The sequence below is a fragment of the Pantoea sp. X-Soil-TKNS-1279 genome (genome assembly GCF_059730565.1).
Map to the genome: position 1 here is coordinate 2,207,540 of NZ_AP035948.1, position 23,434 is coordinate 2,230,973.

Genomic DNA, 23,434 nt, shown 5'->3' on the forward strand with positions numbered 1-23,434 from the left:
CTACGGAACATTATCAACGGGAAGGATGGTTCACTTCCAGCGGGCGCAGATCAAACAACAACACTTCTGCGGCCTCACCCTCGCTAAACGTCAGTGTCTTCTCATTACGTACTCGCGCGCCATCTCCGGCTTTGAAGGTCACGCCATTTACGGTGACGTTACCGCGTGCCACATGAATATAGGCGAAACGATCATCATCCAGCGTGATGGTTTGCTGCTCACCGGCATCGAATAACCCGGCATAAATCCGCACGTCCTGGCGGATGCTGAGTGCGCCCTGCTCACCCTCTGGTGACACAATCAGCCGCAGATTGCCGCGTTTTTCATTCTCTGGCACCGAGATCTGCTGGTAGCCCGGCGGGGTATTTTTCTCATCCGGCACCACCCAGATTTGCAGGAAGTGCACCCCGTCTTCGCTGGAGTGATTGAACTCGCTGTGCGTCACGCCGCTACCGGCGCTCATCAGTTGCACATCACCGGGGACAATCACCGAGCCGGTACCCATTGAGTCTTTATGTTCCAGCGCCCCTGCCAGCACATAGGAGATGATCTCCATATTACTGTGCGGGTGAGCGCCAAATCCACGGGCTTTTGCCACCCGGTCATCATTAATCACCAGCAGGTCAGAAAAGCCCACCTGTTTCGGGTCCCAATAGTTGGCGAATGAGAAGGTATGGTGTGAATGCAACCAGCCGTGGGCACCGACACCACGTTGTTCTGACAGGCGTTGTTCAATCATGATTTGCTCCTTAATCTTCTGTGTTTAACCGGATAAAGGGGTTGTTTCCCTTCGTGGAACACAGATTAAGGTAAACAAATTTGCCGAACAATTACGTCAATCTGCAATCAGTGTAACGATTTAGTAGACAATCATGTGATAAAAAAGCGCGATAAATCGCGCGTTGAAAGTCTGCCAGTTTGTAGCGGCGCGATTTATCGCGCGTCAGGCAATTACAGATTGGAGAACTTATGCAGCACCCGCACCAACTGGGTGACAAATCCGTATTCGTTGTCGTACCACGACACGGTTTTCACCAGCTGGAGATCGCCCGCTTCGCTGATTTCCGTCTGGGTGGCATCAAAAATCGAGCCAAACGGCAGACCAATCACATCGGAAGAGACAATCGGGTCTTCGGTGTAATTAAAGGATTCGTTGTTTTCACATGCCAGCTTCAGCGCGGCATTGATCTCCGCCACCGTCACCTTTTTATCCAGCACCGACACCAGCTCAGTCACAGAACCGGTTTTGACCGGTACGCGCTGCGCATGGCCCTTTAGCTTGCCGGACAGCGCCGGGATCACCAGACCAATGGCTTTAGCCGCCCCGGTGGTGTGCGGAATCACGTTTTCCACCGCTGCGCGGGAAGCGCGGAAATCTTTACCCCGTGGCCCATCCACCAGCGCCTGAGTACCGGTATAGGCGTGCACGGTGGTCATGGTGCCAACCTTAATACCAAAACTGTCGTTCAACGCTTTCGCCATCGGAGCCAGGCAGTTGGTGGTGCAGGATGCCACCGAGATAATGGTGTCATCGGCGGTCAGGGTGTCGTCATTGACGTTGAAGACGATGGTTTTCATCTCCCCGGCCGGGGCTGAGATCAGCACTTTTTTGGCCCCGGCATCCAGGTGCGCCTGAGCTTTTTCCGCCGAGGTGTAGAAGCCGGTACATTCAATCACCACATCCACACCGAGATCGCCCCAGGGAATGTTCTTCGCTTCTTTTTCGGCAAACACCTTGATGTTGTTGCCGCCGACCACCAGGTTTTGCCCCTCCGCGCTCACGGTCGCCGGGAATGCGCCATAGTTGGAGTCATACTTCAGCAGGTAAGCCAGCATTTCTGGTGAGGTGAGATCGTTAATGGCAACAATTTCAACGGGTTCTTTTTGCTCCAGCAGGCGACGCAGAACCAGCCGACCGATACGTCCAAAGCCGTTAATACCGATTTTTTTCATAACAGAAGTCCTTGCCAATGGTGAAGAGGAATTCAATAACAACCGGGAAAGATGACAAATAAATTAACGCAACTGCGGCCTTTGCCCCACACATTCTGTGCGCAAAAAAACACCAGCCTGGCGGCGAGTGTTGGCCGGTTGAATGAAAGTGTTATTTTTTCATCAGGTTCCTGGTGATCCTGAAAAAAGCATGCTTATCGTTAGCATGTAAAAGCCTGATTTCACCCGGCGTGGCATGCATATATTTTTTATAGACGCGGGTGAAGGTTTGCTGGCTGGTAAAGCCATTTTCCACCGCAATCTCCAGCAAGGTTTTGTCGCTGTGGATAATGGCGAAAGTGGCTCTGATAACCCGGCGCAGACGCATATATTCACCGAGGTTATAGCCGGTCACCTCGCGGAAAATACGTTGAAAATGCCAGTGACCATAACCACTTTTGCCAGTGATGGTACTGACTCGAATCGTTTCGTCATACAGGTGTTCTTCGATCCAGTGAATAATGTCATCCACCACCGAATAAATCATTTTGTCTTGCGATGGATAAAAGGTCGGCAAAAACGGTTTTACAGCAGTGATAGCATTCATATCACACCCAGCTTTGCAGAGATTGGGTGACAATATCAGTCATGCGCGCTGGAAAAGGTAGTTATACAAATGGATAGGTATACGAAGGGATAATTGATTGTTGCTCAGGATGCGCGATAAATCGCGCCGCTACGGCTGAGCACATTTTTGTAGCGGCGCGATTTATCGCGCGTTTCTGATATGAATTATCTATCTCTGCCACCGTCAGGCCGCAGCTAACCATAACCAAAGCCGATTACCCCGCCATTACATCATCTGCTGTGCCTGCCGCAGTTCTCTGATCATTTGTTCTGCTGCCGGGGAGACGGGATAGGCGGCATGGGTGACGGCATAATGAGTCACTGTCCATGTCGGTGAGTCCGGTACGCAGACCAGCGGAAAGCGCGTCTGCATCAACTGTGCATAATGGTGCGGCAGGATACCCACCACATCGCCCGCGGCAATCAGCATCGCTACCGCCTCAATCCCCACCGCCTCCGGTCCCCGGCTCAGGTGCAGACGCGCCAACGCGTCCTCAACAAACGGCTGCTGTGCACGCCAGACCAACGGTAGCTGCCGCGCGCGCAACTCATTGCCAGCCAGCGTATACAGGCCGTGCGACTCGTCAAACAGGTCGACATAGTGCAGTGACGGGGTCTTCTGGTAATCCATCACCCCTTTGATGGCAATGTCCAGTCGTCTGTCCAGCAACGCCTGAATCAATTGCGATCCCGCCATGACGCTTAACGATAACTGGACTCCTGGTGCATGGTGGCGCAACGCGCGCAACGCCTGTTGCAGATGCGAACCGCTGTGGCTGATGACATTGTCGGTGATCCCCATCACCAGCGGCCCGGAAATCACGCCGCGACTGGCATCCATCGCCGGGAATATGCGATCCAGCGCGCCTAACGCTTCGCGGGCATACAGCAGCGCTGACTCCCCCGCCACCGTCAGCTCAAAGCCTTTCGGCCCGCGCGTACACAGCGCCGTTCCGAGGGTTTCTTCGATCGATTTGATCTGACGACTGATGGTCGCCTTGGTCATATTCAGGGATTTCTCAGCAGCAGAAAATCCGCCAGATTGCGCCACTGCGCAGAATATTCGCAAGGCGCGCAGGTCTTTCTCATTCAATGTCCGGGGTTTCATGGTTGCTGTTTCCGTAACCGTGATTACAAATAAGATCAGTTTTCCTGGTAAACCGGCATCCCTACACTCGCCTCAGTTCGTTTTTCGCCAATACCAGGAAATCATTATGTCTTTACCGTTAACAGTGCCACCGCAAACTAATCATAAATCACTGCTGTTTTCCGAATTAGCCCTCGATCTCGATAATTTGCAAGCACATTTTGCCGTGCTGGGGATGCCTTACGGCGCGGCTTACACCCCGCAGGACTACAACAATGACCAGGTTCGCGCTCCGACCGCCATTCGTCAGGCCTCCGATCGTGTCATTCGCAGCCCCGAACGCTATGACTTCGATATCGATGGTCCGTTATTGCAGGGCCGGGATGACGTGCGTTTTGTCGACTGTGGCGATGTCCCGGCTGACCTCAATGATCCACGCGGTCACTTCGTTCGCGCCGAACAGGCCGTGCGTAAGATTCTTGCCGCCGGTGCGATTCCCATCGTCCTGGGTGGCGATCACGGCATTACCAACCCGATCCTGCGCGCCTTTGACGATCAGGGGCCGATCACTATTGTCCATCTTGATGCGCATCTCGACTGGCGTGATGACGTCAACGGCGTGACTGACGGCTTATCCAGCCCGATGCGCCGTGCTTCTGAACTGCCGTTCATCAAAGACATTATTCAAATCGGTATGCGGGCCTCAGGGAGTGCCCGCCAGGAAGAAGCCGATTATGCCCGTGAATGGGGAGCCAAAATCATCACCGCTTATGAGCTGCATGATCAGGGTATGGACGCCGTACTGGCGCAGATCCCGGACGGCGGTCGCTATTACCTGACCATTGATGCTGATGGCTTTGATCCGGCGGTGATGCCTGCCGTGGCTGGCCCGGCACCGGGCGGCGTGACCTTTGTTCAGGCACGTAAACTGATTCACGGTTTAGTGAAAAAAGGCCGGGTGGTCGGCATGGATATCGTTGAAATCCAGCCGGCCAAAGATGTTCATCAGCTCTCCTGCATGACCGCAGGCCGTCTGGTGCTCAATTTGATTGGTGCGGCAATTCGCGCCGGTTACTGCGACAGCAATATTTAACCTTTTGGAGGACCTATGATTCTTCGCTCGCTTCTGCTCAGTGCGCTGCTGTTTTCATCAGTTTCTCAGGCTGCTGACCCTATTCGGGTGGCGATTGATCCCACCTTCCCGCCGATGGAATATATCCAGAACAACCAGCGCACCGGCTTTGATGTGGATTTAGCGGCCGCCCTGTCGAAACAGATGGGCCGTCCGTTGGTGTATACCGATATGGATTTTAAAGCGATGGTGCCATCGGTGTTGGCGGGACGTCAGGACATCGTGTTATCTGCCATCTACATCACCGACGACCGCAAAAAAGTGGTGGATTTCACCGACCCCTATTTCTCTGCCGGACTGGTGGTGATGGTGAAAAAAGGCGATACCCGCATCAAAACGCCACAGGATCTGGCCGGTAAACGCGTTGCCGTGCAGGTCGGCACCAAATCGGTCAAGGTGTTGGCGGATCAGTTCCCCAGCGCACAAACCGTGGAAGTGGAAAAGAACGAAGAGATGTTCAACTCACTGGAAGCGGGCCGTGCCGATGCGGTGGTGACCGGTAAACCGGCCGCGCTGCTTTACAGCAAAACCCGTGGCACCACGCAGATCCTGCCGGAACCGCTCACCCACGAAGAGTACGGGATTGCGGTGAGCAAACGTGAGCCGGAACTGCGCCAGCAACTCAATGACGCGCTGAAAGCCATCAAAGCGAACGGCACTTACGATGCGTTGCAGAAAAAATGGTTTGGCACCGCCGCACAATAAGCCGGGGTAAGCATGGTTGAATTTGATTTTACCCCCGCGTTTGCTGCCTGGCCGGCGTTGTTGTCAGGGGCCTGGGTGACGATTGAGGTCACCCTGTGCGCCCTGCTGATCAGCTGCTGTCTCGGTACCTTAATCGGTCTGGGGAGGCTCAATCCCCAGCGCAAACTGGTGTGGTGGCTGTGCAACAGTTACGTGGTGTTCGTCCGTGGCACGCCGCTGCTGGTGCAGCTGTTTATCCTCTATTTCGGTCTGCCCTATTTTAACATCGTTATCCCGGCCTTCGTCTGCGGCATTATCGGTCTGGGATGCTACTCGGCGGCGTATGTCTCTGAGCTGGTACGCGGTGCAATTTTGTCGATCGATCGTGGGCAAACCGAAGCGGCGCGCTCAATGGGGATGTCCGGTGCCCAGGCGATGCGCCTGATTATCCTGCCGCAGGCGTTGGTACGCATGGTGCCGCCGCTGGCTAATGAATTTATTGCGCTAACCAAAAATTCCGCACTGGTTTCGCTGGTGACCATTCACGACCTGATGCATGAGGGGCAGAAAGTGATCAGCGTCTCCTACCGCTCGCTGGAGGTTTACATCGTGATTGCCTTTATCTATCTGCTGATGACCAGCAGCACTATGCTGCTGCTGCGCGTGGTGGAGAAAAAACTGCGTGCCGGGGGGATGGTGCAATGAGTACCGCCATCATTGAGGCGCTTAACCTCGATAAGTATTTCGACCAGCACCATGTGCTGAAGCAGGTCAGCCTGTCGGTGGCTCGCGGTGAGGTGGTGGTGATTATCGGCCCCAGCGGCTCCGGTAAAAGCACCTTTTTACGCTGCTGCAACGGCCTCGAAGTCGCACAGCTTGGCAGTATCCGCCTGTGTGGCCAGCAGTTATTGCAGGATGGCAAACTGCTGACCGAGCCGGACCTGAATATCCTGCGGCGTCAGGCGGGGATGGTGTTCCAGTCCTTCAACCTGTTTCCCCATCTGTCAATTCTCGATAATGTCGCCATTGGCCCACACAAAATTCTCAAACAGGGACGCGCCTTCGCCCGGCAACTGGCGCTGGAACTGCTGGAAAAAGTCGGGCTGGCGCATAAGGCACAGGCGATGCCTGCCAGCCTTTCCGGCGGTCAGAAGCAACGCGTTGCGATTGCCCGCGCACTGGCATTGCAGCCCGAGGTGATGCTGTTTGATGAACCTACCTCGGCCCTCGACCCGGAACTGACCAGGGAAGTGCTGGAGGTGATGAAGCAACTGGCGCAGGACGGAATGACGATGATCATCGTCACACACGAAATGAACTTCGCCCGTGAAGTTGCCGACCGGCTGGTAGTGATGGAGGATGGTGTGATTGTCGAGCAAGGTCCGACCCGCACGCTGTTCTCCTCCCCGACTCACCCGCGTACCCGTGCGCTGTTGCAGCATGCGCTGATTTCCGCTGGAGAAAAACATGAGCATTAATCTGCGCGGCAGCGAACGGCTGAACCGCGCGTTTACCGGTATTCCCACCTTTCTGCGCGCGGATTATTGTGCCAGCCTGAGCGAACTGAATGCGGCGGTGGCGGTATTTGGCGTGCCCTTTGATGAAGGTTCCCCCTGGCAACCGGGCAGCCGTTTTGCCCCGCGCAGCATTCGCGAACATTCAATGCGTTTTGCCCCGACGGGTTTCTTTGATGTTGAGCGTCAGCAACATTTCCTGACCGATGTGGTGACGCAGGGGCGTCTGGTGGATGTCGGGGATGTGGATGTGTTGCCAACCAATGTGATGGGTACCCATGACAATATCAGCGCTATGACGCAGTCGATTCGCCAGCGTCAGGCGATTCCCGTCGCCATCGGCGGCGATCATTCGGTGTCCTGGCCGCTGATTCGCGGCATTCAGGAGCCGGTGCATGTGGTGCAGTTCGATGCTCATCTCGATTTCGCCCCGGTCACCAACGGCGTGCATTACAGCAACGGGCAACCCTTCCGCCATATCATGGCGCTGGAACAGGTACAAAGCCTGACGCAGATTGGCATACGCAGCCGACGTGTGCGCCCCTCGGAATTCAGCGATGCCACGGCACAGGGCAGCACCATTATCACGCACCAACAGTTCCGCCAACGCACAGCCGAGGCGCTGTTTAACCATCTGCCCGCCGGGGAAAAATGCTACATCAGTATCGATATTGATGTGCTGGATATGGCGTTGGTGCCCGGCTGTGCGTCCGCCGAACCGGGTGGGATGCAATATGACGAACTGCTGCGGTCGCTGTTGGCGCTGATGGCACGCATGGAGGTGGTGGGGATTGACCTGGTGGAGGTTAACCCGCAACTGGATGTTGCTACGGGTATCACCTCATATCTTGCTGCTCATCTGCTGGTGGAAATGCTGGGCCACCTACTGCAATAAGCGTTACATCATCTGCGGTTCACGAATTGCATTGCCCCGGTCAAAGCGACTTAAACGGTAAGGCGACAAATCGGTATAGGGTTGATCGTGCATCACCATCTGCGCGCACAACTTACCGGCTCCTGGCCCGATACCGAAGCCATGACCGCTAAAACCGCTGGCGACAATCAACCCCGGAATCTGGCTGATTTCGTCAATTACCGGCACCAGATCCGGGGTGGTATCAATCCAGCCGCCCCAGGCGTGATCAACCGCAATCCCCTGCAATTGCGGGAATTCGTGCACCATTTTAGCAATCGCCTCGCGCAGAATTTGCTTATCCGCCGCCGGATCAAGCACGCGGATCTTTTCAAACGGTGAGATCCCGTCCATTGACCAGGATCCGGCAGCTTCAGGGCCGGAGAAAAAGGATCCGTTGAGGCGAATTTTCAACTTTTTGGCGATTTTGCTGCGGTACATCGGATAGAAACGCGTGGCGTAGCGCAGGTTTTGCGGCGCCAGATCGAGCTGTCCACGCCCGGAAATCGCCACGGTGTAGCTGCCATCCAGCCGACGACGAATCGCCAGGCCCGGCACACTCAGGCACCCTTCTGTCACCTGGGGCGCAACCGTGGTTTTAAATGCCGTGCCCAGAATGTTGGCGCTCGGCAAATCAATGCCGTAGCGGGTACAAAACCGTGAACTCCAGGCGCCACCGCACAGGATCACCTTGCTGGCCTTCACCAGCCCGCGTTCAGTCCAGACGCCGGTTACCCGTCCAGCGCTGATGTCGAGGCCACGCACCGCGCAACGCTGTTGAATATTGGCGCCCAGCTTTTGTGCCCCGATCGCCAGCGCCGGTACTGCCTGGGAAGGTTCCGCACGGCCATCGGTGGGGGACCAGACGCCGCCGAGCCAGGATGTCTTACCACCAATACGTTCCTGCGCTTCTTTGGCAGATAAGATCTGGCTATGGAACCCGATATTTTTTGCCTGTTTGCCCCAGTTCTCCCATTTCGCCAGGTCGGCGGCTTCGGTGGTGCCATACAGGATACCGCTACGGCGAAAACCCAGGTCCATACCAATTTCTTCACCCAGTTCGGACCAGCGTTGCAGGCTGTACATCGCCATAGGCAACTCGTACAGATCGCGATTCTGTTGTCGCACCCAACCCCAGTTACGGCTGGATTGCTCACCAGCCATCACCCCTTTCTCAAACAGCGCCACCGCTACGCCACGTTTCGCCAGTTCGTAGGTGACCGAGGTGCCAATAATTCCGCCGCCAATTACCACCACGTCAACCGCCTCAGGAAACGACGGGCTGTCCGGTACTGCATCAATCTTTACGCGCATACAACATCCTCAAGGTCACAGGCTCATCGCTCATTATTGATTTAACGGACAATAATTAACTATCGGAGTTATTTATGGCCGGTCTGCAACTATGCGTTCTGGTAGAGATCCCAACGATTGCCGTAAATATCTTCGAACACCACCACCATGCCGTACTCTTCTTCGCGCGGTTCTTCGCAGAACGTGACGCCATTGGCTTTCATCTGCTGGTAATCACGCCAGAAGTCGTCGGTTTGCAGAAACAGAAATACGCGCCCGCCGCATTGGTTGCCGATAAATTGTTCCTGGCGTGGATTGGAGGCTTTCGCCAGCAACAAATTGCAGTCGCTTTCCGGGTTGGGATTCACCACCACCCAGCGTTTGCCGGGCTGCGGCGTGTCTTCGATTAAATGGAAACCCAGTTTCTGGGTGTAATATTCAATCGCGCGGTCGTAATCATCCACGACAATTGCCACATATCCCATGCAACGTTTTTGCGTGCGCATTACTTCACTCCCTTGTCAGTTTTACAGTGGTTTCATCATAAAGACACTCAGCGGATCAGGCTGATACGGCGGGAAGGCCTCACACTGGCGATAGCCCAGGTTTTCATACAAACGAATGGCGGCGAGCTGCTGATTGCCGGTTTCCAGTCGGGCCTGGTTGCAGCCCTGGGCGATGGCGATCTTTTCCAGCCGCTGTACAATCGCCTCGCCCAATTGTTTGCCACGCCAGGCGCTGCGTACGTAAATACGCTTGAGTTCCGCGCTGCCATCCTGCTGCATCAACACCGCGCCACAGCCAACCGGCTGATTTGCATCACCGGTGACAATGACACAATGCAGCCCATCTTCCGCGACGGTGGTCAAATCAAGGCAATGGTTACTCTCCGCCGGATAAAGCACGCTCTGGAAGGCATCCAGCTCGGCCACCAGCAATTGGAAATGGCGGTCATGGGCAGATGTGGTTTTGATAGCAAACATCCTTGCGCTCCTGTTATCACGCACCCAGCAATTTGCGATATTGAATAAATTCGGTTTTGCTGGCGATCTGATCATAAAGTTTGCGCGCGGTGGCATTGGACTCCTGCGTTGTCCAGTAGACTCGCGAGCAACCCAAGGCTTCGGCCTGCTGATAAACGGCCAGGATCAGCGCTTTCCCTGCCCCTTTACCCCGCGCCGCTTCACTGACAAACAGATCCTGGAGATAACAGTAATCACCGACAGTCCAGGTGGTGCGGTGCGTCAGATAATGCACCAGGCCAATCAGCGTACCGTTCTCTTCCGCGACCAGGCAATGCATGGGTTGGCTATCGGCCATAAATCGACGAAAAGTCTGTTCGGTGGCGACGTCGCTGATACTGACTGCATAAAAACGTTGATAGCCCTTCCATAACTTTTGCCACGATGAACGATCGTCAAAACTTAACGCGCGAATTTCCATGATGATTCATTCTCCTGTTTTGCATTGATCATTCTGTAAACGACGCACCACTATAGAACCTTTTCCAATTAAGTGAACAACTTCACAACTGCGTCACCGCAATTAGTCGCTGAGACGCAGCGGGACTTACAATGATTTTCTTATCTCGCGGTTTTTCAGGAGGAAACACGTCATGTTAGTCACCCCGAAAGTACGCATGAATCGCCTGTTTCAACAGGGCAAATGCCTCGATGTGGCGATCGATCACGGCATTGCTAATGAACCGGATTTTCTGATTGGGCTGGAGAATATTGAAGGCGTGATGCGCAACCTGATCGCCGCTCAACCGGATGCTATTCAGGTCAACTACGGTCAGGCCGACTTGTTGCAACGCGAAGCAGGACGCAAACCGGCGCTGGTGATGCGCACCGATGTCGGTAATGCCTACAACGCGGCCCGCCATCGCGAGATGTGGGCGGTGCTGCACAACCCGGAAGAACCGATTCTGGCGGCGTTGCAGATGGATGCTGCCGCAGTGGTGGTCAATCTCTATCTGATCCCGGATGAGCCAGGCATCTTCCGTATGTGTGTCGAGAACATTGGCCGTCTGCGTCAGGCCTGCGATCGCTACGCCATGCCGTTAATGATTGAGCCACTGGTGATGGCCCCGGCCGGACAAGGTGCCGCTTACGGTTCGCTGGGCGATGTCGAAAAAATCGTGCCGCTGGTGCGACTGGCGCGTGAACTCGGTGCGGATATTGTCAAAGCCGACCCCACCGATAACGTGGAAGATTTTCACCGTGTGGTAGAAGCCGCTCGCTGCCCAACGCTGGTACGCGGCGGCGGAAAAGGTGAGCTGGGTGCAGTGCTGCAAAAAAGTGCCGCGCTGATGGCGCAAGGGGCCAGCGGCATGGTCTACGGACGCAACGTTTATCAGCACGATAATCCATCACGGGTGGTGAAAGCGCTGATGGCGATCATTCATCAGGGCGCGAGTGGCCCGGATGCGCTGGAGATTTATCAGCAGGGGTAAGGGTTTGCAGCGGGTTGAAATGCATGTATAAACAATCATCTACCTGATGAAAGGATCGGCAACATGCAGATTAACCAGTTACCTTTTGGCATTACCCAATGGGATCAGATTGAACCGGAAACCCACACCGGCGATCGCGGCTTTGCGTTGTGGCGTACCCAACGTTTCAACGATATTCGTGTGCGCATGGTGGAATACTCGCCGGGGTATCTGGCCGATCACTGGTGTCTGAAGGGACATATTTTGCTGTGTCTGGAAGGGGAAATGGTGACAGAACTGGAAGATGGTCGCCGTTTTACCCTGACGCCCGGCGTCAGTTATCAGGTGGCGGATAATGCCGAAGCGCACCGTTCCTCAACGGAAACCGGGGCGAAGCTGTTTATCGTTGATTGATGCCATTATCCCGTAGCGGCGCGATTTATCGCGCCGCTACGGGATGAAATACTTAAGGTTGAGTTGCCAGCGCGTAAGCCGCTGTCAAATCCAGACGTTGCCAGAATGACTGCTCCGCATTGCCGGAAAGCGGATAACCGCCGGGCAGTGCCGATTTCACCATCAACGCGCGCCGTTGCGCAGCAGACAATTGTGGCAGCGCGGTTTTCAGCAGCACTTCAGCCCCGGCAGGTACCGTCACCGCGACATGTTTGCCGGTTGTTTGCGGCAGGTTGTAGCTCAGGGTGAAACGGTAAAATTGTTTCATCTGCGGTGACCGATACGGATCATCCTTGCCGGTACTACGCGCGCACTCCGCCAGTGAGGTGCCACACTCTTTCTCCAGTGCCGCACGCAGTTGCTCGCGAGCTTCACTGAACAATGCCTGATAGCGGGCATCGTTGAGATAATTCGCCACATTGCGTTCCGCCACCATGCGTGAACCCATCACGTCGAGGGGGTAATGCACCCCCAGCACCAGACGCGAGTAACCGTAACGCGCACCACGGGTGACCAGCGCTTCGAAACGCTCCGGCACCATCTCCGCCAGCAGCAGCGCATCGGTATAACCGGTATTGGTATGCCCGCTCGGGAAAGAACCGCCATCAGCGGTGTACGGGTGGTTATCCTTCACCACCACATCGTCCGGCACCAGGTGAATGGTGTTGCCTTCATGCAGGAACGGACGCGGATAGTTGAAGTGTTTTTTCGCCGCACTGGTGCTGACTTCGCTGGCTTTAATCAGCGCCGCCGCTTTGCCCAGTTCTCCTTTGTCATAGGCGGTCAGAAAGGCTTTTCCGAGGCGCGGGCCAAGCGCATCGGCGAGGAAATAGAGATGGTTGATGCCTTCGGCATCAGCCAGCGCCTGATGGCGTGTGCCCTGCGTGGCATTCAGGTTGATTTGGGTGACGGTGGCGCGGTTCGCATCCAGCACGCTGGCTGGCAGCGCACTAAACCCCGCCAGCAGCGCGATACCCGCCTGCTGATTGGCTTTGGTCTGGAAATCGTAGCCACTGCTTTTCAGCCATGCGTAATCCGCCTGCGTGGGGGATTGTTTGGCTTTTTCCAGCAGATTACGTGTGAGCTGCGGGTTGTTACCCTGTAACGCCGCACGCAACGCTTGTTGCATCTGCTGTTCAAGATCGTTGTAACCTGCCTGAGCAGAACCGATGGAAGTCTGACTGGCGAGCGCAGCGGCGTCCGGCAGTGAGAGCGCGTGCGCCTGCTGCGCCAGCAGCAGCAGGGCTGCGATCAGAGTGAAGCGGGTTTTCATTATTTTCCCCTGTTATCAGAATATTACCTTGCCGGGGAAACACGCTAGCACCCTGTTATGACAGTTTTATTTCAGTTAACGACACTGGCTGGCACAGTTTTGTACACAAATTTGTGCCAGCGAGCCACATGCGCCGTTTTTGTCGTTGTTGCATTGTGACTGCTGGATATAACAATTCTGCTGACAGGCCGACACATCGCATTTCGCCGCCGCAGGCGTGAGCTGCGGGATCGGGGATTTGCCTTCTGGTTGCCAGCGGGTTTGAGCGGCTGCGCCAATGCTGACGAGCAGCAGCAACAGGATGGTCCACTTCATCGCCTTACCCTCGTGTGGTTGATCGGAAAGAGTATGGCTGTCGCGGCGCGATTTATCGCAGGCTTTTTTTCGTTGTGCGATATTGCGCGATAAATCGCGCCGCTACGAATGAAACCATTGATTCACACCTCAGCAAGAATTGAACCAATACGGTGCAAGCTGATGATGCATCGTTGTGCAGTCTTGTGAAATTACCTTGATATAAATTGATTAATATCAATAAATATCAGCGCATTGTGGCCTGGAAACCTGACCTCCCGTTATTGGTACAAAAGTTGCAAGCTTGTTCCGGTATAGCAAAGGAGAAGGTTATGAAAGCGATTGTGATTGGTGCCGGTATCGGCGGGATGAGCGCGGCAATTGCGCTGGAAAAAGCAGGCTTTACCACTGCCGTGTTTGAAGCGGTCAAAGAGATGAAACCGGTAGGCGCAGCCATTTCAATCTGGCCCAATGGGGTGAAGTGTCTCAATGCGCTGGGTATGAAAGCGTCCCTGCGGGCGCTGGGCGGCAATATGGCGTTTATGGCCTACAACGATGCCCATAGCGGCGCTACCCTGACCCGCTTTAGCATGGATCCGCTGGTGCAGCAGGTTGGCGAACATCCTTACCCGGTCGCACGCGCCGAGTTGCAGGCAATGCTGATTGATACTTATGGCCGTTCACGCATTGGCTTCGGCAAGCGCGTCACCCAGGTTGAGCAGACCGCCACTGGCGTGACGGCATGGTTTGATGATGGCAGCCAGCAGCAAGCTGATTTTCTGATTGCCGCCGACGGCACCCATTCGGTCATTCGCCATTACGTGCTGGGCGAAAGCGTCGAACGTCGCTATGCCGGTTACGTTAACTGGAACGGGCTGGTGACCATTGACGAAAGCATCGCTCCGGCGGATCAGTGGACCACCTTTGTCGGCGAAGGCAAACGTGTTTCGCTGATGCCGGTGAGCGGCAACCGTTTTTACTTCTTCTTTGATGTACCATTGCCGAAAGGTTTGCCGGAAGATCGCAGCACGTTGAAAGACGATCTGCGCGGTTACTTTGCTGGCTGGGCCGACCCGGTGCAGCGACTGATCGATGCGATCAACCCGGAAACCACCAACCGCGTGGAGATTCACGATATCGAACCTTTCAGCCAGTTCGTCAAAGGGCGGGTGGCGCTGCTGGGCGATGCGGCGCACAGCACGACGCCGGATATCGGTCAGGGCGGTTGTGCGGCGATGGAAGACGCGATCGTGCTGGCGCAGACGCTGGCGGCACATTCGCTGGGGATTGAGGATGGCTTACTGCGTTACCAGGCGCGTCGGGTGGAGCGCACGAAAGATCTGGTGCTGAAGGCGCGTAAGCGTTGTGACGTTACCCACGCCAAAGATGCAGCGATTACCGCCGCATGGTATCAGGAACTGAAAAATGAAACCGGCGAGCGCGTGCTCGCCGGGATGTGCGACACCATTGAAGGCGGCCCGCTGGGTTGATCCTCTTCCCCCGCTGGCATAGTGCACTCATCCTTCTCCCGCTTGCGGGAGAAGGCCGGGATGAGGGCAACCGCACGCGCTGAACCGATAAATCGCGCCGCTACGACGACAATCCGCGGTTTTTCAGCATCGGGCCGATTTCCGGCGCTTTGCCGCGCCAGGCCAGCCACAGATACTGCAAATCGGTGCTGTTGCCGCGCGACAAAATCTGCTCGCGGAATCGCTGCCCATTTTCGCGGGTTAAGCCGCCCCGCTCCTCAAACGCCTGATAGCCATCGTCAGCCAGCATTTGCGTCCAGATATAGGCGTAATAACCTGCGGCATAGCCGCCGCCCCAGATATGGCGGAAATAGCTGGAACGGTAGCGCGGTGGCACCGCACTCAGCGCGATATTCTCCGCAGCCAGCGCTTGCAGCTCGAAATGGCTGACATCTTCCGGGTTATCCGTCGTGGTCAACGAATGCCATTGCAGGTCGAGCAGTGCCGCCGCCAGCAGCTCGGTCATGTCATAACCTTTGTTGAACGTTGCCGCACGCACCATTTTTTCGCGCAGTTCAGCAGGCATGGATTCCCCACTTTGATAGTGGCGGGCATAGTTGGCAAACACCTGCGGGTTACTGGCCCAGTGTTCGTTAATCTGCGACGGGAATTCGACAAAATCGCGCGGTGTCGCGGTACCGGAAATGCTGACATAACGCTGCGACGCGAACAAACCATGCAACGCGTGACCAAACTCGTGGAACAAGGTGATGACTTCGTCCCAGCTCAGCAACGCAGGTTGACCACTGGCGGGTTTGGTGTAGTTGCACACGTTGTAAATCACCGGTTTGGTGTCGAGCAGCGTCGACTGATCGACAAAATTGCTCATCCACGCGCCACCGCTTTTGTTATCGCGCTTGAAGAAATCGGTGTAGAACAACGCCAGTGGCGTGTCGTCTGCATCAAAAATTTCATACACGCGCACATCAGGGTGGTAGACCGGCAGATCGTGGCGTTCGCTGAAGCGAATGCCAAACAGCTGACTGGCCGACCAGAACACCCCTTTCTCCAGCACGTTCTCCAGCGCAAAGTACGGGCGAATCTGGCTTTCATCCAGGTCATATTTGGCTTTACGCACTTGCTCAGCGTAGAAATTCCAGTCCCAGGCGCGCAGCGGAAAACTGTGATGGGCCTGTTCGATCGCCTGCTGGATATCCGCCGCTTCACGTTCAGCGCGTTCACGCGCCGCGGGTACGATGTTGCGCATAAAACTGAACGCGGCTTCCGGGGTCTTCGCCATCTGATCCTGCAACCCCCACTCGGCATAGGTTTTAAAGCCGAGCAGGCTGGCGCGCTGCGCACGTAACTGCGCCATCCGCAGCACCAGCGCGCGGGTGTCGTTATCGTCGCCCTGCTCACACCGTGACAGCGCACGCTGAAACAACGCTTCACGCGTGGCGCGTACGCTCAGTGACTGCAACGCGGGCTGTTGAGTGGTGTTCTGCAATGGGATCAACCACTCGCCAGATAAGCCGCGCGCCTCAGCCGCTGCTTTAGCGTGAGCCAGTTCTTCGGCACTCAACCCAGCCAGCGCTGCGGGGTCGCTGACGGTATACGCCCCCATTTTGGTGGCCGCCAGCAGGCGGTTACCAAATTTGGTGCCGAGCGTCGCCAGCTCCTGATTGCAGGCGCGCAGTTGCGCTTTATCTGCGTCATTCAGTGCGGCACCGGCCAGTTTAAAATGTTGCCAGGTGACTTCCGTCAGCCGCATCGCTTCCGCATCCGGGCAGAGTGAACCACGATGCTGATAAACATAATCCAGTCGGCTGAACAATTGGCTGTTGAGGGTGATCTCATCGGTCAGCGCGGTCAGTTTAGGGGTGATCAGCTCATCAATGTCCTGGAGTCGTTCGCTGGTATTGGCTGAGGTCATGGCACCAAACACCAGGTTGACACGACTGAGCAGTTGGCCACTGCGCTCCAGCGCCTCATAGGTATTTTCGAAGCTGGCAGGCTCTGGATTGCTGGCGATCGCCGCGACTTCCCGGCGTTTTTCGTCAATGCCGGCTTCCAGCGCCGGGAGAAAATCGTCTTCCTGAATAAGGTCAAACGGTGGGGTTTGATACGGTAAGGTGCTGGCAGTGAAGAAAGGATTGGCTCTTGAATTCATTATCGCTCCTGATCATCAGCAACGCCGGAGCAAGCCCCGGCGGAATGTTTCTATCCTGGCAGTTTCAGCGCGTCTCAACAACTCACGTCTGCCGCTGATAAACACTGATGATCTCTCCCGCCACCGCTACGGCTATTTCGGCGGGTAGCTTCCCTTTGACATCCGGCAACCCCAACGGACAACGCAGGCGCGCAAGCGTATCTGCCGCAATACCTTTACCTTCGAGCCGGTAACGGAAGCGTTGTGCTTTGGTTTCTGAACCAATCACCCCGGCATAACGAAAGTCGCCGCGTCGCAGGATGGCTTCGCTCAACGCCAGGTCGAGCGGATGATGATGGGTCATCACCACGAAATAGCTGCCTGGGGCGGCTTCCGCCACGCAGTCCAGTGGGTCATCCACCTGACATACCGTGACGCCTTCCGGCACGTTGCGGAACTGCGCCGCACGGCTGTCAATCCAGGTTATGTGACAGGGTAACGTCGCCAATAGCTGCACCAGCGCCTGCCCGACATGCCCGGCACCGTACACCTGAATTTCTGGTTGTTGCTGCATCAGCGGTTCAAACAAAATGGTCGCCATGCCGCCACAACACTGACCGAGCCGCGCGCCCAGCGCGAACTCCTCCGTATGCGGTGCAGCGCGCTGCTGCTGCAACATCTCGCGAGCCTGAGCGATACATTGATACTCCAGATGGCCGCCGCCGATGGTGAGAAAACTGTCACTGGCGGTGACCACCATTTTGCTGCCGCTGTCACGCGGCACCGAACCGCGCTCGCTCAGCACGGTGACCAGCACACAACTTTCCCGTTTTTCCCGCAGGCGATGCAGCACGCTAATCCAGTCATGGTAGATCATCATCCGCTCCTGAGAGGCGCTGTACGCCCCAGAAAACCCGTTCTGGCGTGGCTGGCGCATCCAGCAGCGGATGTTGACGGTAATCCGCGACGCTGGCGACCGCATCCTGCAACGCGCACCATACGGCAATCCCCAGCATAAACGGCGGCTCGCCCACCGCTTTGGAATGGAACACCGTCTGCTGCGGGTTTTTGCGGTTCTCCACCAGAGTCACGCGCAGATCGGCAGGCACATCGCTGATGGCCGGAATTTTGTAGCTGGCCGGACCGTCAGTGAGCAGTCTGCCCTGGTCATTCCACACCAGTTCTTCGCAGGTCAGCCAACCCATTCCCTGCACAAAACCGCCTTCCACCTGACCAATATCGATGGCCGGATTAAGCGATGCCCCGACATCATGCAAAATATCGGCGCGCAGCAAGCGGTACTCGCCAGTTAAGGTATCCAGCAACACCTCGCAGCAGGCGGCACCGTAAGAGAAGTAGTAAAACGGCGTGCCGCGTCCGGCGTTGCGGTCATAATGGATACCCGGCACCCGATAAAACCCGGTAGCCGACAGCGGCACCTGGTTGAGCCACGCCTGCTGGCACACATCAGCGAAGGTAAAATGCTGCTCCCTGACGCGCACGATACCGTTGCTGAAGCTGATCTGCTCAACCTCACATTGATGCAGCTTGCACAGCATCGCGGTTAAGCGATCACGTAAGGTCTGCGCCGCATCCTGTGCCGCTTTGCCGTTAAGATCGGCCCCACTGGAGGCCGCCGTTGGCGAGGTGTTGGGCACTTTGCCGGTATCCGTGGCGGTAACCTGAATGTGGCTAATGTCGATTTGCAGCACCTCCGCCACAATTTGCGCCACTTTGGTGTTCAGCCCCTGTCCCATCTCGGTGCCACCGTGATTGAGCTGCACCGTGCCGTCGGTGTAGATCAGAATCAGCGCGCCCGCCTGATTCAGAAAGCTGGAGGTAAAGGAGATGCCAAATTTTACCGGCGTCAGTGCCAGCCCGCGCTTCATCACGCGATTGGCGGCGTTAAATGCCTGAATTTCCGCGCGCCGCACCCTGTAATCGCTGCTGGTTTCCAGTTGGTTGGTGATCTCATCCAGCAGGTTATCCTCTACCTGCTGGTGATAATGAGTGATGTTGCGATCCTGCTTGCCGTAGTAATTACGCTTGCGCAGTTCCAGTGGGTCGAGCTGCAACTCGCGCGCGATGTGATCCATGATCTGCTCAATCGCCACCATGCCCTGTGGCCCACCGAAGCCACGGTAGGCGGTATTAGACGCGATGTTGGTGCGGCAGCGATAACCGGTAATCAGCGCATCGCCGAGGTAATAAGCATTATCTGCATGGAACATGGCTCGATCGACTATCGATCCACTAAGATCGAGTGAAAAACCGCAATTTCCTGCCAGATCGATCTTCACACCGCAAAAGCGTCCCGTGTCATCAAATCCGACATCGTAACGCACGTAGAAAGGATGACGCTTGCCGGTGATACGCATATCGTCACGGCGTGCGAGGCGCATTTTCGCCGGTCGTCGCGTCTGACGTGCGGCAATGGCGCACAGGCAGGCAACACCCGCTGCCTGAGTTTCTTTGCCGCCAAAGCCCCCGCCCATCCGGCGCATATCGATGGTGACGTTATTCATGCTGATCCCCATCACCTCAGCCACCAGCTTTTGTACCTCGGTCGGGTTCTGGGTGGAGGAGAACACCTGAAGCGCATGGTCTTCACCGGGGATCACCAACGCCGTCTGGGTTTCCAGATAGAAATGTTCCTGACCACCAATATGGAAACTGCCCTGAATACGGTGCGGTGCATGGGCCAACGCTGCATCCGCATCGCCGCGCTGGTGGACGTGCGGCTGCTGGACAAAAAGCCCCTGTTCCAGCGCCTGACAAACATCGAGGATCGCCGGTAACGCTTCGTATTCGACAATCGCCGCCTCGACACCGGCGCGCGCGGCTTCCGGTGAATCTGCTGCAACGGCAATCACCACCTGGCCGAGATATTCAACCTTATCTTGTGCCAGCAGCGGATCGCCCGGTTCTAACGGGCCAACATCGTTGCTGCCCGGCACATCACGCCAGGTCAGTACGCTGACCACGCCAGGCACTGCGTAACAGGGCTGTACATCCAGTTTGGTAATACGCGCGTGAGCATGAGGACTCAGCAGCGGGCAGAGATGCAGTAAACCCGGCAGATCGGGTTTGTCATCGATATAAATCGCTTCGCCGGAGACATGTTTATCTGCGCTTTCGTGTTTACGGCTACGCCCGACACCGCTTTGTATACCGGCGTCAAACTGGGTTTTTAACAGGGTTTCATTCAGTTGCGGGCGATTATGAGACATAGCGCGTCACCTCTGCGATAGTCAGTTCGCCGCTGGCCTGTGCGTAGTAGCGACGCAACAGATTCCGCGCCACCTGCAAACGGTAGGCAGCGCTGGCGCGGAAATCACTCAGCGGCTGGAAATCCTGGCTCAGGGCGGCGCAGGCCGATTCGATAGTTGTCAGGTCAAACGTGGCACCGTTGAGCACCGCTTCAGCATTGAGCGCACGTTTGGGGGTGGCCGCCATGCCGCCAAACGCAATGCGGACATGCTGCACCGTGCCGTGCTCAATCTGAAGGTTGATGGCGGCAAAAATCGCAGAAATATCATCGTCGAGGCGTTTGGATACCTTCCAGGCGACAAAGTCAGGTGACACTGTCACGCGAGGTATGATGATAGTGCGAATAAACTCGCCGGGTTGCAACACCGTCTGGCGATAACCAGTAAAGAACTGATCCAGCGGCACTTCCCGGCACTGTTCCCCCTGCTGTAATTCGAGTCGGGCATTCAGCGCCAGCAGCATCGGCGCAGCATCACCAATCGGCGAAGCGTTGCCAATATTGCCACCCAGCGTGCCCTGATGACGAATTTGCAACGAGGCAAAGCGTTCCAGCATACGGCTAAACGCCGGAATACGTGCTGCGAGAAATTGATAGCATTGATGCAGTGACGCCCCTGCGCCCAGACGCCAGTGCGCTTCATCTTCGCTGCATACCTTCAGCTCTGCGACCTGCTCCAGCGCGATCAACAGCGGAATCTGCTGATATTGCTGGGTAATTTGTAACGTCAGGTCGGTGCCGCCCGCCAGCAAACGCGCGTGCGGATGTTGTTGGTAGAGGGCTGCCAACTGATCCAGAGTTTTTGGCACCAGGCAGCGGTTGCCGTTGGCTTCCAGTATCTGTACCTCGTTGTTGACCAACGCCTGTAAGCGTTGTACCACGCTGGCTTCGCTCTGGCTGAAGTTATCGCAGACAGGCTGCTCACAGGCCTGCTGTGCCGCATCCATAATGGGCCGATAACCGGTGCAGCGACACAGATTGCCCGCCAGCGCCTGTTCCGCCTGGTGGCGGTTCCAGCCGTGGCTGTTTTTCTGTAATGTGAACAACGACATAACAAAACCTGGCGTGCAGTAGCCACACTGCGAACCGTGACAATCGACCATTGCCTGCTGTACCGGGTGCAGATCGCCCCCCTGGCGTAAATCCTCGACGGTAATCAGTTGCTTGCCTTGCAGGCTGCTGACCAGCGTCAGGCAACTGTTCACCGTCTCATAATGCATGCGTCCATCCATCACCTTCCCCAGCGTCACGGTGCAGGCACCGCAGTCGCCCGAGGCGCAGCCCTCTTTGGTGCCACGACGCTGCTGGTGATTACGCAAATAATTCAATACGGTGAGGTTCGGATCGAGATCGCGTTCAGTCACCAGTCGATTATTAAGCAGAAACTGAATCATGCCGCTTTTACCCCGCTTTCCCGTTGCCAGACCGGCTGACCATTGACCCAGGTCTGCGCGATATTGCGATCGTCACCCAGCGTCATCAGCACAAACAACTTTTCCCAGATATCTTTGCTGTTGGCGTAACGCAATTGCTGCAATGCCGAAACAGCAGGGTCGAGCACCACGAAATCTGCCTCTTTACCCGGATTGAAGTTGCCGATGGCATGGTCGAGATCCAGCGCATGCGCTCCGCCGAGCGTGGCATGATAAAAGGCTTCGCAGGCGCTGAGTTTATAGTGCTGAAGCTGGCCGACTTTGTAAGCCTCACCAAGGGTTTGCAATATGTTAAAGGTGGTGCCAGCACCGACGTCAGTGCCGATCCCCATCCGTACGCCCTGCTGCCAGCAGCGTTTGATGTTAAATAACCCGCTGCCGAGAAACAGGTTGGAGGTTGGACAGAAAGCGATTGATGAATCGGTATCGTGCAGGCACTGCCATTCATGGTCATCCAGATGCAGACAGTGGGCAAACACGCTGCGTTTACCGGTGAGCTGATGCTGGTGATACACATCGAGATAGCCGTCATGCTCCGGGAACAGTTCTTTGACCCAGGCGATTTCCTGCGGATTCTCGCTCAGATGGGTATGCAACCAGGTGTCGGGGAACTCTGCCCGTAGCTGCCGGACTTTTTCCAACAGCTGTGGCGACGATGTCGGGGCAAAGCGTGGCGTCAGCGCATAACTCAGACGGCCACGATTATGCCAGCGTTCAATCAAGGCGCGGGTTTGCAGGTAGCTTGCCTGCGGGGTTTCGGTCAGATAAGCCGGAGCGTTGCGATCCATCATCACCTTACCGGCAATCAGACGCATATTGAGCTGCTCCGCGGCGCTAAACAATGCTTCCACCGATTGCGGATGCACGGTACCAAATACCAGCGCGGTGGTGGTACCGTTCGCCAGCAACTGATGCAGAAAGAATGCTGACATCTGTGCCGCATGATCGGGACAGTGGTACTGGCTCTCGACCGGGAAAGTGTATTGGTTCAGCCATTCCAGCAGTTGCTCACCAAACGCCCCTATCATCTCGGTTTGCGGATAGTGAATGTGGGTATCGATAAACCCCGGTACGATCAGTTTGCCGCGCAGGTCGATCAGCGTGGCAGGGTTAATGCGCGACTGCGCGTTTTCCCAACTCTCCAGGCTGACAACTTTGCCGTCATGCAGCGTCAATACACCATCTTCGAGGTAGCGCGCCTGCTCAGCAATGGTATCGGGTTGTTGTGCCACGCCGGTAAAATCAAAAAAACTGGCGCGCAGCGTGGTTTCGGATGCAAAAGGCATAAAGTAGTTCCTTGCGTTATCTTTGTTATGGCAGGTGATGGCCTTTAAGGAGTTTTGCAAACACCATGCCAACGCAAAAAACTTATTTTTATGTTTATATTCAATATATTAGTTTGTTATAAGGAATTTCTATGGCAGCATACCCAGGCAACCGAATGCGCAAACGGTTGCCATGCTTCGCAATCGGTTGCGA

The 23,434-nt window shown here is 55.9% G+C and carries 23 protein-coding genes; 8 read left to right on the forward strand and 15 right to left on the reverse strand.

Translation table 11 applies throughout. From position 1 onward, the window contains the following. Positions 1–13: 13 nt before the first annotated feature. The 4 genes from AC6I8N_RS10445 to AC6I8N_RS10460 all read right to left on the reverse strand — a co-directional run bounded on the left by AC6I8N_RS10445 (position 14) and on the right by AC6I8N_RS10460 (position 3,667). The gene (locus AC6I8N_RS10445; RefSeq protein WP_497828996.1) at positions 14–739 is read right to left on the reverse strand and encodes a pirin family protein; all 726 of its coding nucleotides are present in this window, start codon (positions 737–739) and stop codon (positions 14–16) included. 212 nt (positions 740–951) lie between these two features. Then, the gene (gene gap, locus AC6I8N_RS10450) at positions 952–1,953 is read right to left on the reverse strand and encodes a type I glyceraldehyde-3-phosphate dehydrogenase (RefSeq protein WP_497828997.1); all 1,002 of its coding nucleotides are present in this window, start codon (positions 1,951–1,953) and stop codon (positions 952–954) included. A 151-nt stretch (positions 1,954–2,104) separates the two neighbouring features. After that, the gene (locus tag AC6I8N_RS10455) at positions 2,105–2,539 is read right to left on the reverse strand and encodes a helix-turn-helix domain-containing protein (RefSeq protein WP_497828998.1); all 435 of its coding nucleotides are present in this window, start codon (positions 2,537–2,539) and stop codon (positions 2,105–2,107) included. Between the two features lie 246 nt (positions 2,540–2,785). Further along, complete coding sequence (locus tag AC6I8N_RS10460; protein WP_497828999.1) at positions 2,786–3,667, reverse strand: LysR family transcriptional regulator; 882 nt, start codon at positions 3,665–3,667, stop codon at positions 2,786–2,788. A gap of 106 nt (positions 3,668–3,773) precedes the next feature. Here AC6I8N_RS10460 and AC6I8N_RS10465 point away from each other — a divergent pair, with 106 nt between their 5' ends. The 5 genes from AC6I8N_RS10465 to AC6I8N_RS10485 are packed head-to-tail and all read left to right on the forward strand — an operon-like array spanning position 3,774 to position 7,871. Further along, the gene (locus tag AC6I8N_RS10465; protein ID WP_021183221.1) at positions 3,774–4,739 is read left to right on the forward strand and encodes an agmatinase; all 966 of its coding nucleotides are present in this window, start codon (positions 3,774–3,776) and stop codon (positions 4,737–4,739) included. 15 nt (positions 4,740–4,754) lie between these two features. After that, positions 4,755–5,483: a transporter substrate-binding domain-containing protein gene (locus AC6I8N_RS10470; protein WP_497829000.1), complete on the forward strand. Its 729-nt coding sequence runs from the start codon at positions 4,755–4,757 to the stop codon at positions 5,481–5,483. Between the two features lie 12 nt (positions 5,484–5,495). Beyond that, positions 5,496–6,167, forward strand: a complete 672-nt coding sequence (locus AC6I8N_RS10475) for an amino acid ABC transporter permease (protein ID WP_497829001.1) — start codon at positions 5,496–5,498, stop codon at positions 6,165–6,167. 8 nt (positions 6,168–6,175) lie between these two features. Then, positions 6,176–6,940 (forward strand): amino acid ABC transporter ATP-binding protein, encoded by a 765-nt coding sequence (locus AC6I8N_RS10480; RefSeq protein WP_437180277.1) that lies wholly within the window; start codon positions 6,176–6,178, stop codon positions 6,938–6,940. Next, the gene (locus tag AC6I8N_RS10485) at positions 6,930–7,871 is read left to right on the forward strand and encodes an agmatinase (protein WP_497829002.1); all 942 of its coding nucleotides are present in this window, start codon (positions 6,930–6,932) and stop codon (positions 7,869–7,871) included. Before AC6I8N_RS10480 ends, AC6I8N_RS10485 begins: the two co-directional genes overlap by 11 nt. Positions 7,872–7,874: 3 nt before the next feature. On the opposite strand, the gene AC6I8N_RS10490 is transcribed toward AC6I8N_RS10485, so the two are convergent. The 4 genes from AC6I8N_RS10490 to AC6I8N_RS10505 all read right to left on the reverse strand — a co-directional run bounded on the left by AC6I8N_RS10490 (position 7,875) and on the right by AC6I8N_RS10505 (position 10,625). Further along, on the reverse strand, positions 7,875–9,203 hold the full coding sequence (locus tag AC6I8N_RS10490; protein WP_497829003.1) for an NAD(P)/FAD-dependent oxidoreductase: 1,329 nt from the start codon (positions 9,201–9,203) through the stop codon (positions 7,875–7,877). Between the two features lie 89 nt (positions 9,204–9,292). Further along, positions 9,293–9,688, reverse strand: a complete 396-nt coding sequence (locus AC6I8N_RS10495; RefSeq protein WP_013509118.1) for a VOC family protein — start codon at positions 9,686–9,688, stop codon at positions 9,293–9,295. A 21-nt stretch (positions 9,689–9,709) separates the two neighbouring features. Then, positions 9,710–10,165 carry a GNAT family N-acetyltransferase gene (locus AC6I8N_RS10500; RefSeq protein ID WP_497829004.1) on the reverse strand — a complete coding sequence of 152 codons (456 nt, stop codon included), beginning with the start codon at positions 10,163–10,165 and terminating at the stop codon, positions 9,710–9,712. Between the two features lie 16 nt (positions 10,166–10,181). Further along, the gene (locus AC6I8N_RS10505; RefSeq protein ID WP_497829005.1) at positions 10,182–10,625 is read right to left on the reverse strand and encodes a GNAT family N-acetyltransferase; all 444 of its coding nucleotides are present in this window, start codon (positions 10,623–10,625) and stop codon (positions 10,182–10,184) included. A gap of 172 nt (positions 10,626–10,797) precedes the next feature. Between AC6I8N_RS10505 and AC6I8N_RS10510 the strand changes: the two genes are divergently transcribed. Both AC6I8N_RS10510 and AC6I8N_RS10515 read left to right on the forward strand, forming a co-directional pair. Further along, positions 10,798–11,637, forward strand: a complete 840-nt coding sequence (locus AC6I8N_RS10510; RefSeq protein ID WP_021183213.1) for a class I fructose-bisphosphate aldolase — start codon at positions 10,798–10,800, stop codon at positions 11,635–11,637. Between the two features lie 63 nt (positions 11,638–11,700). Then, positions 11,701–12,030, forward strand: coding sequence for a DHCW motif cupin fold protein (locus AC6I8N_RS10515; protein WP_021183212.1), 330 nt, complete (start codon positions 11,701–11,703; stop codon positions 12,028–12,030). A gap of 52 nt (positions 12,031–12,082) precedes the next feature. On the opposite strand, the gene AC6I8N_RS10520 is transcribed toward AC6I8N_RS10515, so the two are convergent. Next, entirely contained in the window at positions 12,083–13,342 is a 1,260-nt protein-coding gene (locus tag AC6I8N_RS10520; protein WP_497829006.1) for an acid phosphatase, read from the reverse strand. Between the two features lie 75 nt (positions 13,343–13,417). After that, the gene (locus AC6I8N_RS10525; protein WP_036625193.1) at positions 13,418–13,657 is read right to left on the reverse strand and encodes a hypothetical protein; all 240 of its coding nucleotides are present in this window, start codon (positions 13,655–13,657) and stop codon (positions 13,418–13,420) included. 311 nt (positions 13,658–13,968) lie between these two features. Between AC6I8N_RS10525 and hpxO the strand changes: the two genes are divergently transcribed. After that, positions 13,969–15,126, forward strand: a complete 1,158-nt coding sequence (hpxO, locus tag AC6I8N_RS10530; protein WP_021183209.1) for an FAD-dependent urate hydroxylase HpxO — start codon at positions 13,969–13,971, stop codon at positions 15,124–15,126. A 100-nt stretch (positions 15,127–15,226) separates the two neighbouring features. Here hpxO and dcp read toward each other — a convergent pair whose 3' ends face one another. The 5 genes from dcp to guaD all read right to left on the reverse strand — a co-directional run bounded on the left by dcp (position 15,227) and on the right by guaD (position 23,241). Next, complete coding sequence (dcp, locus tag AC6I8N_RS10535; protein WP_497829007.1) at positions 15,227–17,275, reverse strand: peptidyl-dipeptidase Dcp; 2,049 nt, start codon at positions 17,273–17,275, stop codon at positions 15,227–15,229. An 82-nt stretch (positions 17,276–17,357) separates the two neighbouring features. After that, a complete protein-coding gene (xdhC, locus tag AC6I8N_RS10540; protein WP_021183207.1) occupies positions 17,358–18,131 on the reverse strand; it encodes a xanthine dehydrogenase accessory protein XdhC in 774 nt (257 codons plus the stop codon). Continuing rightward, complete coding sequence (gene xdhB / locus AC6I8N_RS10545; RefSeq protein ID WP_497829008.1) at positions 18,118–20,484, reverse strand: xanthine dehydrogenase molybdopterin binding subunit; 2,367 nt, start codon at positions 20,482–20,484, stop codon at positions 18,118–18,120. The genes xdhC and xdhB overlap by 14 nt, the downstream gene beginning before the upstream one ends. Beyond that, positions 20,474–21,916 carry a xanthine dehydrogenase small subunit gene (gene xdhA / locus AC6I8N_RS10550; RefSeq protein ID WP_497829009.1) on the reverse strand — a complete coding sequence of 481 codons (1,443 nt, stop codon included), beginning with the start codon at positions 21,914–21,916 and terminating at the stop codon, positions 20,474–20,476. The genes xdhB and xdhA overlap by 11 nt, the downstream gene beginning before the upstream one ends. Continuing rightward, positions 21,913–23,241, reverse strand: a complete 1,329-nt coding sequence (gene guaD / locus AC6I8N_RS10555; protein WP_497829010.1) for a guanine deaminase — start codon at positions 23,239–23,241, stop codon at positions 21,913–21,915. The genes xdhA and guaD overlap by 4 nt, the downstream gene beginning before the upstream one ends. Positions 23,242–23,434: the final 193 nt, after the last annotated feature.

Excerpts from the sequence above, each read along its gene's own strand:
- AC6I8N_RS10445 (WP_497828996.1), bottom strand. The coding sequence starts at position 739 with ATGATTGAACAACGCCTGTCAGAACAACGTGGTGTCGGTGCCCACGGC.
- gap (WP_497828997.1), bottom strand. The coding sequence starts at position 1,953 with ATGAAAAAAATCGGTATTAACGGCTTTGGACGTATCGGTCGGCTGGTT.
- AC6I8N_RS10455 (WP_497828998.1), bottom strand. The coding sequence starts at position 2,539 with ATGAATGCTATCACTGCTGTAAAACCGTTTTTGCCGACCTTTTATCCA.
- AC6I8N_RS10460 (WP_497828999.1), bottom strand. The coding sequence starts at position 3,667 with ATGAAACCCCGGACATTGAATGAGAAAGACCTGCGCGCCTTGCGAATA.
- AC6I8N_RS10465 (WP_021183221.1), top strand. The coding sequence starts at position 3,774 with ATGTCTTTACCGTTAACAGTGCCACCGCAAACTAATCATAAATCACTG.
- AC6I8N_RS10470 (WP_497829000.1), top strand. The coding sequence starts at position 4,755 with ATGATTCTTCGCTCGCTTCTGCTCAGTGCGCTGCTGTTTTCATCAGTT.
- AC6I8N_RS10475 (WP_497829001.1), top strand. The coding sequence starts at position 5,496 with ATGGTTGAATTTGATTTTACCCCCGCGTTTGCTGCCTGGCCGGCGTTG.
- AC6I8N_RS10485 (WP_497829002.1), top strand. The coding sequence starts at position 6,930 with ATGAGCATTAATCTGCGCGGCAGCGAACGGCTGAACCGCGCGTTTACC.
- AC6I8N_RS10490 (WP_497829003.1), bottom strand. The coding sequence starts at position 9,203 with ATGCGCGTAAAGATTGATGCAGTACCGGACAGCCCGTCGTTTCCTGAG.
- AC6I8N_RS10495 (WP_013509118.1), bottom strand. The coding sequence starts at position 9,688 with ATGCGCACGCAAAAACGTTGCATGGGATATGTGGCAATTGTCGTGGAT.
- AC6I8N_RS10500 (WP_497829004.1), bottom strand. The coding sequence starts at position 10,165 with ATGTTTGCTATCAAAACCACATCTGCCCATGACCGCCATTTCCAATTG.
- AC6I8N_RS10505 (WP_497829005.1), bottom strand. The coding sequence starts at position 10,625 with ATGGAAATTCGCGCGTTAAGTTTTGACGATCGTTCATCGTGGCAAAAG.
- AC6I8N_RS10510 (WP_021183213.1), top strand. The coding sequence starts at position 10,798 with ATGTTAGTCACCCCGAAAGTACGCATGAATCGCCTGTTTCAACAGGGC.
- AC6I8N_RS10515 (WP_021183212.1), top strand. The coding sequence starts at position 11,701 with ATGCAGATTAACCAGTTACCTTTTGGCATTACCCAATGGGATCAGATT.
- AC6I8N_RS10520 (WP_497829006.1), bottom strand. The coding sequence starts at position 13,342 with ATGAAAACCCGCTTCACTCTGATCGCAGCCCTGCTGCTGCTGGCGCAG.
- AC6I8N_RS10525 (WP_036625193.1), bottom strand. The coding sequence starts at position 13,657 with ATGAAGTGGACCATCCTGTTGCTGCTGCTCGTCAGCATTGGCGCAGCC.
- hpxO (WP_021183209.1), top strand. The coding sequence starts at position 13,969 with ATGAAAGCGATTGTGATTGGTGCCGGTATCGGCGGGATGAGCGCGGCA.
- dcp (WP_497829007.1), bottom strand. The coding sequence starts at position 17,275 with ATGAATTCAAGAGCCAATCCTTTCTTCACTGCCAGCACCTTACCGTAT.
- xdhC (WP_021183207.1), bottom strand. The coding sequence starts at position 18,131 with ATGATCTACCATGACTGGATTAGCGTGCTGCATCGCCTGCGGGAAAAA.
- xdhB (WP_497829008.1), bottom strand. The coding sequence starts at position 20,484 with ATGTCTCATAATCGCCCGCAACTGAATGAAACCCTGTTAAAAACCCAG.
- xdhA (WP_497829009.1), bottom strand. The coding sequence starts at position 21,916 with ATGATTCAGTTTCTGCTTAATAATCGACTGGTGACTGAACGCGATCTC.
- guaD (WP_497829010.1), bottom strand. The coding sequence starts at position 23,241 with ATGCCTTTTGCATCCGAAACCACGCTGCGCGCCAGTTTTTTTGATTTT.